This window comes from Kitasatospora sp. NPDC056446 (assembly GCF_042796115.1).
GTDB lineage: Bacteria > Actinomycetota > Actinomycetes > Streptomycetales > Streptomycetaceae > Kitasatospora.
The window spans coordinates 102,242-116,821 of record NZ_JBHTRF010000023.1 but is presented as its reverse complement, the minus strand read 5'-3'; the positions used below and the strand labels follow the sequence as shown (position 1 = coordinate 116,821).

The 14,580-nt window shown below is 72.6% G+C and carries 7 protein-coding genes and 1 rRNA gene; 6 read left to right on the top strand and 2 right to left on the bottom strand.

What is annotated here, in order from left to right; genetic code table 11:
- A 5S ribosomal RNA gene (gene rrf / locus ACFQ6N_RS17075) occupies nucleotides 1-76 on the top strand; the annotation flags it as partial.
- 62 nt (nucleotides 77-138) lie between these two features.
- On the top strand, nucleotides 139-984 hold the full coding sequence (locus tag ACFQ6N_RS17070; protein ID WP_380649819.1) for a phosphatase PAP2 family protein: 846 nt from the start codon (nucleotides 139-141) through the stop codon (nucleotides 982-984).
- On the opposite strand, the gene ACFQ6N_RS17065 is transcribed toward ACFQ6N_RS17070, so the two are convergent.
- Nucleotides 977-1,540, bottom strand: coding sequence for an acetate uptake transporter (locus tag ACFQ6N_RS17065; RefSeq protein ID WP_380649818.1), 564 nt, complete (start codon nucleotides 1,538-1,540; stop codon nucleotides 977-979). The two genes, ACFQ6N_RS17070 and ACFQ6N_RS17065, sit on opposite strands and share 8 nt — an antisense overlap.
- A 274-nt stretch (nucleotides 1,541-1,814) precedes the next feature.
- A complete protein-coding gene (locus ACFQ6N_RS17060; RefSeq protein ID WP_380649817.1) occupies nucleotides 1,815-4,376 on the bottom strand; it encodes a SpoIIE family protein phosphatase in 2,562 nt (853 codons plus the stop codon).
- A 413-nt stretch (nucleotides 4,377-4,789) separates the two neighbouring features.
- Between ACFQ6N_RS17060 and ACFQ6N_RS17055 the strand changes: the two genes are divergently transcribed.
- The 4 genes from ACFQ6N_RS17055 (at nucleotide 4,790) to ACFQ6N_RS17040 (ending at nucleotide 14,495) form a co-directional block, all read left to right on the top strand.
- Nucleotides 4,790-9,469 (top strand): HAMP domain-containing protein, encoded by a 4,680-nt coding sequence (locus ACFQ6N_RS17055; RefSeq protein ID WP_380649816.1) that lies wholly within the window; start codon nucleotides 4,790-4,792, stop codon nucleotides 9,467-9,469.
- Nucleotides 9,470-9,805: 336 nt separating this feature from the next.
- Nucleotides 9,806-10,444, top strand: a complete 639-nt coding sequence (locus ACFQ6N_RS17050) for a response regulator (RefSeq protein WP_380649824.1) — start codon at nucleotides 9,806-9,808, stop codon at nucleotides 10,442-10,444.
- Between the two features lie 147 nt (nucleotides 10,445-10,591).
- On the top strand, nucleotides 10,592-13,273 hold the full coding sequence (locus tag ACFQ6N_RS17045; RefSeq protein WP_380649815.1) for a DNA translocase FtsK: 2,682 nt from the start codon (nucleotides 10,592-10,594) through the stop codon (nucleotides 13,271-13,273).
- A 358-nt stretch (nucleotides 13,274-13,631) separates the two neighbouring features.
- On the top strand, nucleotides 13,632-14,495 hold the full coding sequence (locus tag ACFQ6N_RS17040) for a helix-turn-helix domain-containing protein (protein ID WP_380649814.1): 864 nt from the start codon (nucleotides 13,632-13,634) through the stop codon (nucleotides 14,493-14,495).
- Nucleotides 14,496-14,580 lie beyond the last annotated feature (85 nt).

Below are 14,580 nucleotides of genomic sequence, written 5' to 3'. Positions count from 1 at the left end.
GAACCCGGAAGCTAAGCCTCACAGCGCCGATGGTACTGCAGGGGGGACCCTGTGGGAGAGTAGGACGCCGCCGAACAATCATTCAGAAAAACCCCCATCCGGATTCCGGATGGGGGTTTTTCGCGTTACCCTCTGCCAATGCAGAACCTGACCCTGACCTGGCAGTCCGCCGGGGGCACCGCCGTAGGCCTCTACGCGGGGGCGTACCTGGCGTCGCGGGTCCGGAAGCCGTCGCTGTCGGCGCTGTTGCGGGAGGCCGGCACGCTGCTGGCGCTGTTCGCGCTCTGGCAGCTGGTCGGGCACCTGTCGGTGATGAGCGCGGACCACGCGCTGGACCGGGCGAGCTGGATCCACCACACCGAGCAGGTGATCGGTCTGCCGGACGAGGCCTCCTGGCAGGCGGCGGTCACGCCGTACCCGGTGCTGGTGAGGCTGGCGAACTACTACTACGCGGCCATGCACTTCGCGGTGATGCTCGGGGTCCTGCTCTGGGTCTTCCTGCGCCACCGGGAGCGGTACGCCTGGGTGCGGAACACGGTGGTGATCACCACCGCGGTCTGTCTGCTGGTGCAGTTCATCCCGGTGGCGCCGCCCCGGATGCTGCCGGGGAGCGGCTTCGTCGACGTGGCCGCGGAGTACGGGCAGTCGGTGTACGGGGGAGCGGTCGGCGGTGTCGTGGTGGCCGACCAGCTGTCGGCGATGCCCTCGGTGCACGTCGCCTGGTGCGTGCTGGCAGCGGTCGCGGTGGTGCGGGTGTCGCGCAGTCCGCTGCGGTGGGTGATGCTGCTGCACCCCGTGCTGACGGTCGCGGTGGTGGTGGTGACGGCCAACCACTTCTGGGCGGACGGCATCGTCGCGGTCGTGATCCTGCTGCTGGCCTACGCCGTGCTGGCGCTGGCGGCACGCCGGCGGGGCCGGGCCCCCGTCGAGACGGAGGTCCGGCCCCGCGGTACCGCGGAGGAGCGGTTGGAGCGGATCACTTGACCGGCAGGGCGATCTTTCCCCAGGAGCCGTTGCTCAGGGCGGAGGTGGCCCAGTACCAGGCGGAGAGCCCGGAGAGGGCCGCGACCCAGCCCGCCAGCTTCGCCAGGCCGCCGTAGCCGCCGAAGGTGGCGATGGCGGACAGCAGCAGGGAGAGCGTCAGCAGGCCGTAGACGGCGCGGCTGACCAGGCCCGCGCCCCAACTGGCGGCGGTGAGCGTGAGGGCGAGCAGGGCCCACAGCAGCAGGAACAGGCCGGCGGCGTTCTTGCCCGCGCCGCCTGCCACCGACCAGGTCGCCCAGAAGGCGCCGAGGCTGGTGAAGGCGGTGCCGGTGAAGCCCTCGCCGCCGCGGAGCTGCCAGAGGCCCGCGATGAAGAGGGTGACGCCGCCGAGCAGGTGGGCGAGGTGGGCCGCGTTCCCGACGCCGGCGTCGTGCAGGATGCCGGTGGAGAGCAGACCGTAGGCGAGCAGTGTCAGGCCGAGGGCGAGGTAGCCGAGGTTACCCGCGTCGGCGCCGGTGGAGCGGGCGTTCGTTGCCCCGGTAGCGTCGTTGCTCACCGGAGGCTCCTTTCACTTTGTGCGCGCGCAGGGCGCAGTGACGCTGTGGTGTGGGTTCGACGAGTGGATGCGCGCGACCGCGCCGAGGGCGCACGGCTGAGAGCGTGCGCGGGCTGCGGTCAGAAGTGATGGGCCAGCGGAGAGCCGCTGGTCACGTCCCCGCCGGGGGATTCCCCGGTGAGATCGGTTTACCCGGGCCCGGACGCTTGTACCCTTGTGAAGATAACAATTTGTGACTGCGTCAGTCGTGGAACGCTCAGGGCTCCCCGGGCGCTCAGGACTGGCGCTGGGTGGGCACCCGCAGGGTCAGGATCGCCATGTCGTCGGACGGCGGCTCGGGAGCGAAGCGTTCGACCGCGCGCTGGACCCGGGCGGCGACGGCGCCCGCGGTCAGCCCGGTGCAGCCGGTGAGCACCTCGGCGAGGCCGTCGTCGCCCAGCATCCGTCGGCCCTCCCGGCGTTCGGTGACGCCGTCGGTGACGCACAGCAGGACCTCGCCGGGGGAGAGCACCAGCGTCTCGGCGACGAGGTCGAGGTCGTCCATGACGCCGAGCAGCGGCTGCGGGGTGGCGGCGCGGTCGACCCGGCCGTCGGTGCGCAGCCGCAGCGGCAGGGGGTGGCCGGCGCAGACCAGGGAGAGCTCGGTGCTGCCGTCCGGGCGGGGCGTCAGCTCGCCGTAGAGCAGGGTGAGGAAGCGGCTGCGCGAACCCTCGTCCAGGATGGCCGCGTTGAGGCGCCTCAGCACCTGCGGGGCGTCCAGGCCCTCGCGGGCGAGCAGCCGCAGCGAGTGCCGGGCGAGGCCGGTGACCGAGGCGGCCTCCGGGCCGGTGCCGCAGACGTCGCCGATGGCGAAGCCGTAGGTGCCCTCCCGGATGGTGAACAGGTCGTAGAAGTCCCCGCCGACCTCGTTCCCCTCGCCGGCGGCCTGGTAGTAGACGTCCACCTCGACGCCGGGGATCTCCGGGAGGTCCGGCGGGAGCAGGCTGCGCTGGAGGGCCTGGCTGGTGGCGGTGCGCTCGGAGTAGAGGCGGGAGTTGTCGAGGGCGAGGGCGGCGCGGCGGGAGAGGTCCTCGGCGAGTTCGAGGATCTCCTGGCGGAACCGGACGCCGGACGGGACGCCGAGCGTCAGCAGGCCGATGACGCGGTTGCGGGCGGTCAGCGCCAGGACGACGGTCTCGCCGAGCAGGCCGGCCAGTTCGGGGCTGTCGGTGAGGCCGCCGGCCGCGGCGGTCTCGGCCGGTGCCGTCCAGAAGCGGACGCCGTGGGTGGGGCCGGTCTCCGGGACGGGGGTCTTGTCGAGCAGGTCGCGCAGCGGGTCGATGCGGTCCTCGTCCTCGTGCAGGACGAAGGCGAGCCGGGCCGGGGAGGTGTGGTCGCCGGTGGTGTAGACGGCGCACCACGAGGCGAGGGTGGGGACGGCCATCTGGGCCATCAGCGCCAGGGTCTGCTCGTGTTCGAGGGTGCCGGCCAGCAGGTCGGAGGCTTCGACCAGGAAGGAGAGCGAGCCGCGGCGCAGCCGTTCGAGCTCGGTCAGCCGGGTGCTCTCGACGGCGAGGGCGACCCGGTCGGCGGCGAACTGGAGGCGCAGCGCGTCCTCGTTGTCGTAGCGGCCGGGCGCGGTGGCGGCGATGCCGAGCGAGCCGATCAGGCGGCCCTCGACTTTGAGCGGGACGGTGAGCAGCGAGCGCATGCCGCTGTCGGAGAGCAGGGGCAGGCCGGTGGGGCGGGTGGCGAGGTCCTCGTGGACGGAGGGCAGCCGGGCGGAGTCGTAGCGGTTGCCGGTGCCGACCGGGAAGCGGGCGTGCCGGCGGTGTCCGGCGGTGAGCCCGGTGGCGGCGCGGACCTCGAACTCGGTCTCGTCGTCGGTGGTGAGCAGCAGGTAGGCGGCGTCGCCGTCGAGCAGGTCGCGGGCGCGTTCGACGGTGCGCTGCAGCAGGGTGTCGAGGTCGTCGGTGGCGAGCGGGCCGGCCAGCAGGTCGAGCCGGGGGCCGGCCTGGTCGGGGCGTTCGCCGGGCAGGGTGCGGGCGGGGGAGCGCAGCACGGCGCGGTCGGGTTCGAGGACGAGCAGACAGAGGGTGGAGGGGACGCCCTCGGTGTCGCGCACGCGCACCTGGACGCCGTACACCTCGACCTCGCTGTCGTCCGGTCGGCGGACCCCGTAGCCGCCCTCCCAGCGGGCCATCCGCAGGGTGTCGGCCAGGCCGGGGCCCCGGCCCGGGGACTGCGGCCAGACGGCGAGGTCGGCCCAGGGGCGGCCGAGGACGGCGGCGGCGGGGTGGTGGAAGAGGGCCTCGGCGTCCGGGTTCCAGGCCAGGACCCGGCCGTCCTCGTCGAGCTGGACGACGGCGACGTGCACCGGGCCGGGCCCGCTCGGCAGGTCGCTGCCGGGGGTGGCGGGAACGGCGTAGCGGGTGCCGACCACGTGTGCGGGCAGCTTGAGGCGGAACCAGACGGTCTTGCGGCCGGCGCCGTACTCGACGCCCCAGCGCTCGGCGAGGGCGGAGCACATCAGCAGGCCGCGGCCGCCCTCGCCGTCGGGGTCGGCGTAGCGGTCGGAGGCGGTGACGGGCCCGTCGCCGAGGGAGGGCAGGCCGCGTTCGGGATGGTGGTCGGTGACCTCGATCCGGACGGTCTCCTCCTCGCGCAGGCAGCAGACCTCGGCGGCGGTGCCGGCGTGCACGACGGCGTTGGTGACCAGTTCGCTGACCAGGACGACCGCGTCGTCCACGACCTCGGGCAACCCCCAGCCGAGCAGCGCGTCCCGGACGAAGCCCCGGGCGGCTCCGGCGGACCGGCCGTCGGGGTCGAAGGTGGCGGCTGCGCGCGCGGTGACCACGTTGCCACTTCTCCTCTGCTGCTCTTGCGCTGGCTGTCCGGGGTGCGGCGCCGACTTCCCGGTGTGCGCCGTCGGGATGAGCGGCGCCGCTGGGTCGGGTCGTGGCCCGGTGCAGCGCTCCACCCTACTTTCCGCTTGGTTCCCCGTGGGGGCGGGGAGTCGAAACAGGCACCTGAGGGTGATTCTGCCCACCTGTTTCGGACGGTGCGGCACCAACCGTGCGCAACCGGCCGTACACCCGGCGCCGGTGCTGCCAGACTGGGGGGTCCGCGACGACCGGTACGAGCAGTACGGTCGTGTGGTGCCGGTGCGCCGCGGGCCGCCGGTACGCAGCCCAGCCGGGCCGGTGCCCGGGCGCGTGCCGGGACCGGCACGGGTGGTCACCGGACGGTTCACGATGTGGGAGGGGTCCGTTGAGTTCGGCCACCAAGGACGCAACCGGTACGACGGCGCCCGCCCAGCGCGGCGGCCGCTCCGGGACCGCGCCGCGGAACGCGGCCGGCCGACGGGCGAGCCACAACCGCGGCGCGGAGCCCGCCGAGCTGCGCAAGCTGCTGTCGGCGCTGACCGCGATGCGGGACGGCAACTTCCGCCGTCGGCTGACGGTTCCGGGCGACGGGCCGCTGGCGGAGATCGCCGCGGTGTTCAACGAGGTCGCCGAGCGCAACCAGCACCTGACCGGTGAACTGGCCCGGGTGCGTCGGGCGGTCGGCCGGGAGGGCCGGCTGAACGAGCGGCTGGAGACCGGCGCGGGCGAGGGCGCCTGGATGGCGGCGGTCGACAACTGCAACGCCCTGATCGACGACCTGGCGCGGCCGATGGCCGACGTGGGCCGGGTGCTGACCTCGATCGCCGAGGGCGACCTGGACCAGAAGATGGAGCTGCGCTCGCTGCACAGCAACGGGGTGAGCCACCCGCTGCGCGGCGAGTACCTGAAGATCGGCCGGACCGTCAACGGACTGGTGGACCAGCTCTCGGAGTTCACCGACGAGGTGACCCGGGTGGCCCGCGAGGTGGGCACCGAGGGCAAGCTCGGCGGCCAGGCCAAGGTCCGCAGCGTGTCGGGCAGTTGGAAGGACCTGGCGGACTCGGTCAACACCATGGCCGGGCGGCTGACCGCGCAGGTGCGCAACATCGCCCAGGTGACCACCGCGGTGGCCAAGGGCGACCTGTCCCGCAAGGTCACCGTCGAGGTGGCCGGCGAGATGCTGGAGCTGAAGAACACCGTCAACACGATGGTGGACCAGCTGAACGGCTTCGCCGCGCAGGTCACCACGGTGGCCCGGGACGTGGGGACCGAGGGACGGCTCGGCGGCCAGGCCCAGGTGCCCGGTGTGGCCGGGGTCTGGCGGGACCTGACCGACTCGGTGAACGGCATGGCCGACAACCTGACCGGCCAGGTCCGCAACATCGCCCAGGTGACGACGGCGGTGGCGCGCGGGGACCTCTCGCAGAAGATCGAGGTGGACGCGCGCGGCGAGATGCTGGAGCTGAAGAACACCATCAACACGATGGTCGACCAGCTCTCCGGCTTCGCCGAGCAGGTGACCAGGGTGGCCCGCCAGGTGGGCACCGAGGGACGGCTGGGCGGCCAGGCGCAGGTGCCGGGCGCGGCCGGCGTCTGGCGTGATCTGACCGACAACGTCAACTTCATGGCCAACAACCTCACCGATCAGGTGCGGAACATCGCCCAGGTGACGACCGCCGTCGCCAAGGGCGACCTGTCGCAGAAGATCCAGGTGGACGCGCGCGGGGAGATCCTGGAGCTGAAGAACACCATCAACACGATGGTGGACCAGCTGTCGGCGTTCGCGGACGAGGTGACCAGGGTCGCCCGGGACGTCGGCACCGAGGGCATCCTCGGCGGCCAGGCCAGCGTGCCCGGGGTGTCCGGCACCTGGAAGGACCTGACCAACTCCGTCAACCTGATGGCCAACAACCTGACCAGCCAGGTCCGCAACATCGCCGAGGTGACCACGGCGGTGGCGCGCGGCGACGTGTCGAAGAAGATCACCGTCGACGCCCGGGGCGAGATCCTGGAGCTGGTGACGACCGTCAACACCATGGTCGACCAGCTGTCGGCCTTCGCCGACGAGGTGACCCGGGTGGCCCGCGAGGTGGGCACCGAGGGGATCCTGGGCGGCCAGGCCCGGGTGCGCGGAGTGTCGGGCATCTGGAAGGACCTGACCGACAACGTCAACCTGATGGCCAACAACTTGACCGGTCAGGTGCGCAACATCGCCGAGGTCGCCGGTGCGGTGGCCCGTGGCGACCTCTCCAAGAAGATCGCGATCGACGCCCAGGGCGAGGTCGCGGCGCTCGCCGGCACCCTCAACACCATGGTCGACCAGCTGTCCTCCTTCGCGGTGGAGGTCACCCGGGTGGCCCGCGAGGTCGGCACCGACGGCACCCTGGGCGGGCAGGCGAGCGTGCCCGGCGTGGCCGGGATCTGGAAGGACCTGACCGACAACGTCAACCTGATGGCCAACAACCTGACCGGTCAGGTGCGCAACATCGCGCTGGTGATCACCGCGGTCGCCCGCGGCGACCTCTCGCAGAAGATCGACGTCGACGCGCGCGGCGAGATCCTCCAGCTCAAGACCAGCATCAACACCATGGTCGACCAGCTCTCCGCGTTCGCCGACGAGGTCACCCGGGTCGCCCGCGAGGTGGGCACCGACGGGCGCCTCGGCGGCCAGGCCCGGGTGCCCGGCGTGGACGGCACCTGGCAGGACCTGACCGAGTCGGTCAACGAACTGGCCAACAACCTGACCCGGCAGGTGCGCGCGATCGCCCAGGTCGCCACCGCGGTGACCAGGGGCGACCTGAGCTTGCGGATCGACGTGGACGCGGCGGGCGAGCTCGACGAGCTCAAGGACAACATCAACCAGATGATCGCCAACCTGCGCGAGACCACCCGCACCAACCAGGAGCAGGACTGGCTCAAGACCAACCTCGCCCGGATCTCCGGCCTGCTCCAGGGCCGCCGGGACCTGGAGGCGGTCGCCTCGCTGATCATGACCGAGCTGACCCCGGTGGTCTCCGCCCAGCACGGCGCCTTCTTCCTCGCCCAGCCGGCCGGCCGCACCGCCGAGCTGATCACCGAGGACGACGACGAGAACGACACCGTGCTGCGCCTGATCGGCAGCTACGGCTACCAGCGGCGGGCGATGCCGACCACCTTCCGCCCCGGCGAGTCGCTGATCGGCCAGGCCGCCGTGGAGAAGCGGGCGATCATCCTCAAGGAGGCGCCGCCCGGGTACCTCAAGATCGCCTCCGGCCTCGGCGAGGCCTCCCCGGCCCACATCGTGGTGCTGCCGGTGCTGTTCGAGGGCAGGCTGCTGGGCGTGATCGAGCTGGCCACCTTCAGCTCCTTCACCACCGTCGCACTGGACTTCCTGAACCAGATCGCCGACCTGATCGGCGTCACGGTCAACACCATCAGCGTCAACACCAAGACCGAGGGCCTGCTGCTGGAGTCCCAGCGCCTCACGGCGGAACTCTCGATGCGGTCCGCCGAGTTGGAGGCGCGCCAGGAGGAACTGGAGCGCACCAACGAGGAGTTGCAGGAGAAGGCCGAGCAACTCGCCCAGCAGAACCGGGACATCGAGATCAAGAACGGCGAGATCGAGGAGGCCCGGCAGGTCCTGGAGGAGCGCGCCGAGCAGCTCGCCCTGGCCTCCCGGTACAAGAGCGAGTTCCTCGCCAACATGTCGCACGAGCTGCGCACCCCGCTCAACTCGCTGCTGATCCTGGCCAAGCTGCTCTCCGACAACAACGAGGGCAACCTCTCGCCCAAGCAGGTCGAGTTCGCCGACACCATCCACGGCGCCGGCTCCGACCTGCTCCAGCTGATCAACGACATCCTCGACCTGTCCAAGGTCGAGGCCGGGAAGATGGACGTCCGCCCGGCCCGGATCGCCCTGGTCCAGCTGGTCGACTATGTGGAGGCCACCTTCCAGCCGGTCGCGCTGGACAAGAACCTGGACTTCGCCGTCCGGGTCTCGCCCGCCCTGCCGGTCACCCTGCACACCGACGAGCAGCGGCTCCAGCAGGTGCTGCGCAACCTGATCTCCAACGCGGTCAAGTTCACCGACGCCGGCGCCGTGGACTTCTCGATCCGCCCGGCCGGCGCGGAGGTCCCGCAGCACGTGCGCGAGCGGCTGCTGGAGTCCGGGTCGATCCAGGACCCGGACGACCGGCTGATCGCCTTCTCGGTCTCCGACACCGGCATCGGCATCCCCGACAACAAGCTGCGGGAGATCTTCGAGGCGTTCAAGCAGGCCGACGGCACCACGAGCCGCAAGTACGGCGGCACCGGCCTCGGCCTGTCGATCAGCCGGGAGATCGCCCGGCTGCTGGGCGGCGAGATCCACGCCGAGAGCGAGCTGGGCAAGGGCTCCACGTTCACCCTCTACCTGCCGCTGCGCTCCGAGGCCCCCGGCCCCACCGGGGAGCCCCGCTCGGGCGAGCGCCTCTCCGGGGCGGGATCCCCGGCGCTGCGCGCCTCCGTCGGCGTGACCCCGGTGGGCCTGCCGGTGCCGGTCGGCGAGAACCCGGCCGACCACTGGGCCCAGGAGGTCCGCGAGCTGGCCGAGGAGCGCCGCCGGGGCGCCGTGGAGCGCCGGCGCGGCGTGGCCCTGGAGAGCGCCGCCGGGCCGCGCGCGGTGGAGCCGGTGCAGCCCCGGCCGGTCGGCACCGGGCGGCGGTTCGACGGCCAGCAGGTGCTGATCGTGGACGACGACGTCCGCAACGTGTTCGCCCTCACCAGCGTGCTGGAGCAGCACGGCCTGACCGTCCTGTACGCCGAGAACGGCCGCGAGGGCATCGAGATGCTGGAGCAGCACGAGAGCGTGGCGCTCGTCCTGATGGACATCATGATGCCGGAGATGGACGGCTACGCGACCACCGAGGCGATCCGCCGGATGCCCCAGTTCGCCGGCCTGCCGATCATCGCGCTGACCGCCAAGGCGATGAAGGGCGACCGGGAGAAGTCGCTGGAGGCGGGCGCCACCGACCACATCACCAAGCCGGTGGAGACCGACCACCTGCTGTCGGTGATGCACGAGTGGCTGAGCGGGGACCGCTCGTGAGCGGACCGGACGGGACGCGCGCACCGGCCGGCGGGCGCGTGACCGGCAGGGGAGGCGCGAACCCGCGGCCGGGCCCCGGGGTTCGCGCCTCCCGGCCGGTCGGTTTGCTGGCGGTCGGGCCCGGGAACCGGGTAGGGTCACCGATCGTTGCGAACAGTGACCGGATGGCAACGCCCTGCTGAGCGTGCGCCGGAGCACTGGCCGCGCGCCGCTCCGGATCGGGTCACGACGGGGCGATGTGCCGGGCGAGGGGGTGCGGCTAGCATGACCGGGGTAGCGGTGGGCAGTACGCGGGTGCCTGCACCGGGCAGCAGGCAGGCGACAGGAGGGCGGGCCCTGATGCAGAAGGCGAAGATCCTCCTGGTCGACGACCGACCGGAGAACCTGCTGGCGCTGGAGGCGATCCTCTCGGCGCTGGACCAGACGCTGGTGCGAGCCGCGTCCGGCGAGGAGGCGCTCAAGGCGCTGCTCACGGACGACTTCGCGGTGATCCTGCTGGACGTCCAGATGCCCGGGATGGACGGCTTCGAGACGGCCGCCCACATCAAGCGCCGCGAGCGCACCCGGGACATCCCGATCATCTTCCTGACCGCGCTCAACCACGGTCCGCACCACACCTTCCGCGGCTACGCGGCCGGGGCCGTGGACTACATCTCCAAGCCCTTCGACCCGTGGGTGCTGCGGGCCAAGGTCTCGGTCTTCGTCGACCTGTACGTGAAGAACTGCCAGCTGAAGGAGCAGGCCGCGCTGCTTCGGCTGCAACTGGAGGCGGGCGGCGCCGAGCCGGCCCTCGGCGGGGCGCTGCTGGGCGAGCTGTCCGCACGGCTGGCGGCGGTCGAGGAGCAGGCCGAGGCGCTCGGCAAGCAGCTGGACGGGGTCGACGACGCCGGGGTGGCCGCGACCGCCGCGCATCTGGAGCGAAAGCTCGCGGGGCTGCGCCGGGCGCTGGACGCGATGCGTCCCGGCAGTGCGTGATTCCCTGCCGTACGTTCACCCGTCCGAGTGGTTCGGTGTGGCGGCCGGGTGAAACCCGGTCAGTGTGACGGTGTGTCTGCGACACGACCGGGCCGCCCGGCTCGGCCGCATGTGCACGGGTGGTCCACACCGGTAGGCTGCTGACCCATGGCCACTCGCACGCCCGGGAACGCAGCACGTAAGACGAGTCCGGGACCGGCGAGGAAGGCCGCGGCGAAGGCCCCGGGCAAGCCGCCCGCGAAGAAGGCGGCGGCGAAGAAGGCGGCTCCCGCGAAGAAGGCCGCGACCAAGTCGGCCGCACCCCCGGCACCGCCGTCCAGGTCGGTGCTGATGGGCGCGCTCAACGCCCTGGCCAGCCCGATCGCCGCGATCTTCCGGAGCTTCGGCCACGGCGCCAAGAACCTCGACCCGGCCCACCGCAAGGACGGGGCCGGCCTGCTGCTGTTCGCGCTCGCGCTGGTCACCGCGGCCGGCACCTGGTTCAGCGAGCAGGGCTGGCTGAACGACGCCGCCACCGCCGTGGTCTCCGGGCTGTTCGGCCGCCTCGACGTGCTGGTGCCGTTCCTGCCGGCCGGGATCGCGATCCGGCTGTGGCGCCACCCGGACCTGCCGGAGGCCAACGGCCGGATCGCGATCGGGCTGAGCACCCTGCTGATCGGCGTCCTCGGCCTGGTCCACATCGGCTGCGGCGCGCCCATGATGGGCAGCGGCGCCTCCCGGATAAGGGCGGCGGGCGGGATCATCGGCTGGGCCGCGTCCACCCCGATGCTGGCCGCCGCGGGGCCGGCGCTCGCCATCCCGCTGCTCCTGCTGCTGGCCTTCTTCGGCCTTCTGGTGGTCACCGCCACCCCGGTCAACCGCATCCCGGAGCGGCTGCGGGCGGTGGGCATACGGCTCGGCGTGGTCGAGCCCGGGCCCGAGGACGAGCTGTCCGGGGGGCGTGCGCCGGACCGCGAGCTGTCCACCGACCCGCCGGAGGACGCCGACCCGGACGCCCTGCCGTTCACCGTGGACACCGGCGGCGAGGGCCCGACGGACGAGGTGGCCGCCCGTCGGCGCCGCCGCCGGCGCGGGCAGCCCGACGCCGACGACCAGGCGGAGGCCGTCCGGGTCTCCCTCGACAAGGAGCCGCAGGACCCGTACGCCACCCGCGACCTCGCCGCCGGCGCGGCCGCGGACCTGGACGGCGCGCTGGTCTACGGCGTGCCCGCCTCCTCCGCGGTGGCGGACATGATGCACCAGGTCCAGGACCACACCGCCCCGCCCGAGGAGCCCGCCGTCCCGGCCGCCCGCAGCGGCGGCCCGGGCGCGCCCGAGGAGCACGGCCCGGCGCCGGTGCGGATGGAGCAGCTCCAGCTCGTCGGCGAGAGCACCTACACGCTGCCCCCGCTCGACCTGCTGGAGCGCGGCGGCCCGGCCAAGGCCCGCAGCGCCCTCAACGACGAGGTGGTCGCGCAGCTGACGTCCACCTTCAACGAGTTCAAGGTGGACGCCCGGGTCACCGGCTTCACCCGGGGCCCGACGGTCACCCGCTACGAGGTCGAGCTCGGCCCGGCCGTCAAGGTGGAGCGGATCACGGCGCTCGCCAAGAACATCGCGTACGCGGTGGCCAGCCCGGACGTGCGGATCATCAGCCCGATCCCGGGCAAGTCCGCGGTGGGCATCGAGATCCCCAACCGGGACCGCGAGATGGTCAACCTGGGCGACCTGCTGCGCTCGCGCACGGCCGCCGAGGACACCCACCCGATGGTCGTCGGCATGGGCAAGGACGTGGAGGGCCACACCGTGATGGCCAACCTCGCCAAGATGCCGCACATCCTGGTGGCCGGCGCGACCGGCGCGGGCAAGTCGTCCTGCATCAACTGCCTGATCACCTCGATCCTCGCCCGGTCGACCCCGGACGAGGTGCGGATGGTCCTGGTCGACCCCAAGCGGGTCGAGCTGACCGCGTACGAGGGCATCCCGCACCTGATCACGCCGATCATCACCAACCCCAAGAAGGCCGCCGAGGCCCTCCAGTGGGTGGTGCGCGAGATGGACACGCGCTACGACGACCTCGCCGCGTTCGGCTTCCGGCACGTGGACGACTTCAACGCGGCCGTCCGGGCCGGCAAGGTCACCCCGCCGCTGGGCAGCGAGCGGGAGCTGCGGCCCTACCCGTACCTGCTGGTGATCGTCGACGAGCTGGCCGACCTGATGATGGTCGCGCCGCGCGACGTCGAGGACTCGGTGGTCCGGATCACCCAGCTGGCCCGCGCGGCCGGTATCCACCTGGTGCTCGCCACCCAGCGGCCCTCGGTGGACGTGGTCACCGGCCTGATCAAGGCCAACGTGCCGTCCCGGCTCGCCTTCGCCACCTCCGCGATGGCCGACTCCCGGGTCATCCTGGACCAGCCCGGCGCGGAGAAGCTGATCGGCAAGGGCGACGCGCTGTTCCTGCCGATGGGCGCCAGCAAGCCGGTCCGGATGCAGGGCGCGTTCGTCACCGAGGCCGAGATCGCCCGGGTGGTGCAGCACTGCAAGGACCAGCTGGGCGCCGCCTACCGGGACGACGTGTCGGTCGGCGGCGGGCCGAAGAAGGAGATCGACGAGGAGATCGGCGACGACCTGGACCTGCTGATCCAGGCGGCCGAACTGGTGGTCTCCACCCAGTTCGGCTCGACCTCGATGCTCCAGCGCAAGCTCCGGGTCGGCTTCGCCAAGGCGGGCCGGCTGATGGACCTGATGGAGTCGCGCGGCATCGTCGGCCCCAGCGAGGGCTCCAAGGCCCGCGACGTCCTGGTGAAGCCGGACGAGCTGGACGCGGTGCTGATCACCCTGCGGGGCTGACCGGGCGCCGACGGGCCGCCGACGGGCCGGGGCCGGCCGCTGATGGGCGCCCGGGCCGCCGCGGCCCGGGCGGCGGGCCGAGGCGTGGGCCGGACGGCCCCGTGTCCCGGACGAGGTGTCACTCGTTCGGAGGAGGGTAGGCGCGCGGTGGGGAACCGAACGCCCGTGCGCCGCGTCACAGGCCGGAAAGCGAACCCCGGGTTCCGCTCGCACCGCTCCGCTGACGTCCGGTCAGCCGGGTGCCGTACCCGGGTCGGCCCGGGTGCGCGCATTCGGTCCCGTTCCGCTTGAGAAACGATCCGCCCGCGCCCCTAGACTGTTCCCCAGCAGGTGGCCATCCGCTCGAAAGGCGTGCCCCGTGACCATCGGCAAGTCTCCCGACCGCGAGAACGCCCCGTCGTCCGTCGAGCCGACCGACGACACGGCGCAGGCGGCCGATGCCCCGAGCATCGGCCGGGTGCTGTCCGCCGCCCGGATCGACGCGGGCCTCACGGTGGACCAGGTGAGTACCGCCACCCGTGTGCGGGTGCCGATCGTCCATGCCGTCGAGGAGGACGACTTCGGCCGCTGCGGGGGCGACTTCTACGCCCGCGGGCACATCCGTCTGATCGCCCGCGCCGTCGGCGTGGACGGCGACGCGCTGGTGGCCCGCTACGACGCCGCGCACGGCGGCCCGCCGGCCGCCAAGCGCCCGGCGACCCCGCTGATCGACAGCGGCCCGATCAAGGTGCCCGGGCGCAGACGGCCGAACTGGGCGGCGGCCATGGTCGCCGCGATCGTCGCGGTGGTCGCCCTGATCGGCTTCAACCTGGTCAGCGGCAAGGGCGGGCACGGCACCACCGGTTCCGCCAGCGCGCCGCTGCCCAGCGGCTCCGGCACCGGCTCGGTCGCCCCCGCCGTGACGCCCGCCGTCCAGCCGCCGGCGCCCGCGCCCAGCGCCGCCGCGATCGCCGCCGTCCCGGCCGACAAGGTCACCGTGAAGCTGGTCGCCGAGGGCACCAGCTGGGTCTCCGCGATGGACGGCAACGGCAAGTCGCTGTTCCAGAACAACATCAGCGACGGCCAGGACCAGACCTTCACGGACGGCAAGCAGATCAAGCTGGTGCTGGGCAACGGCGGCGCCGTGCACGCGTACGTCAACGGCAAGGACCTCGGTCTCCTGGGCAAGGACGGGCAGGTGGTGCACGTCACGTACACCCCCGGAGATCCGCAGGCGGGCTGACCACAGGGGCCGACGAGGTCCGATGATGATCAGTTGATCCGAGGCGCGCGGCCTCCGGGGCGAACGGCACCGGAGGCCGCGCGTT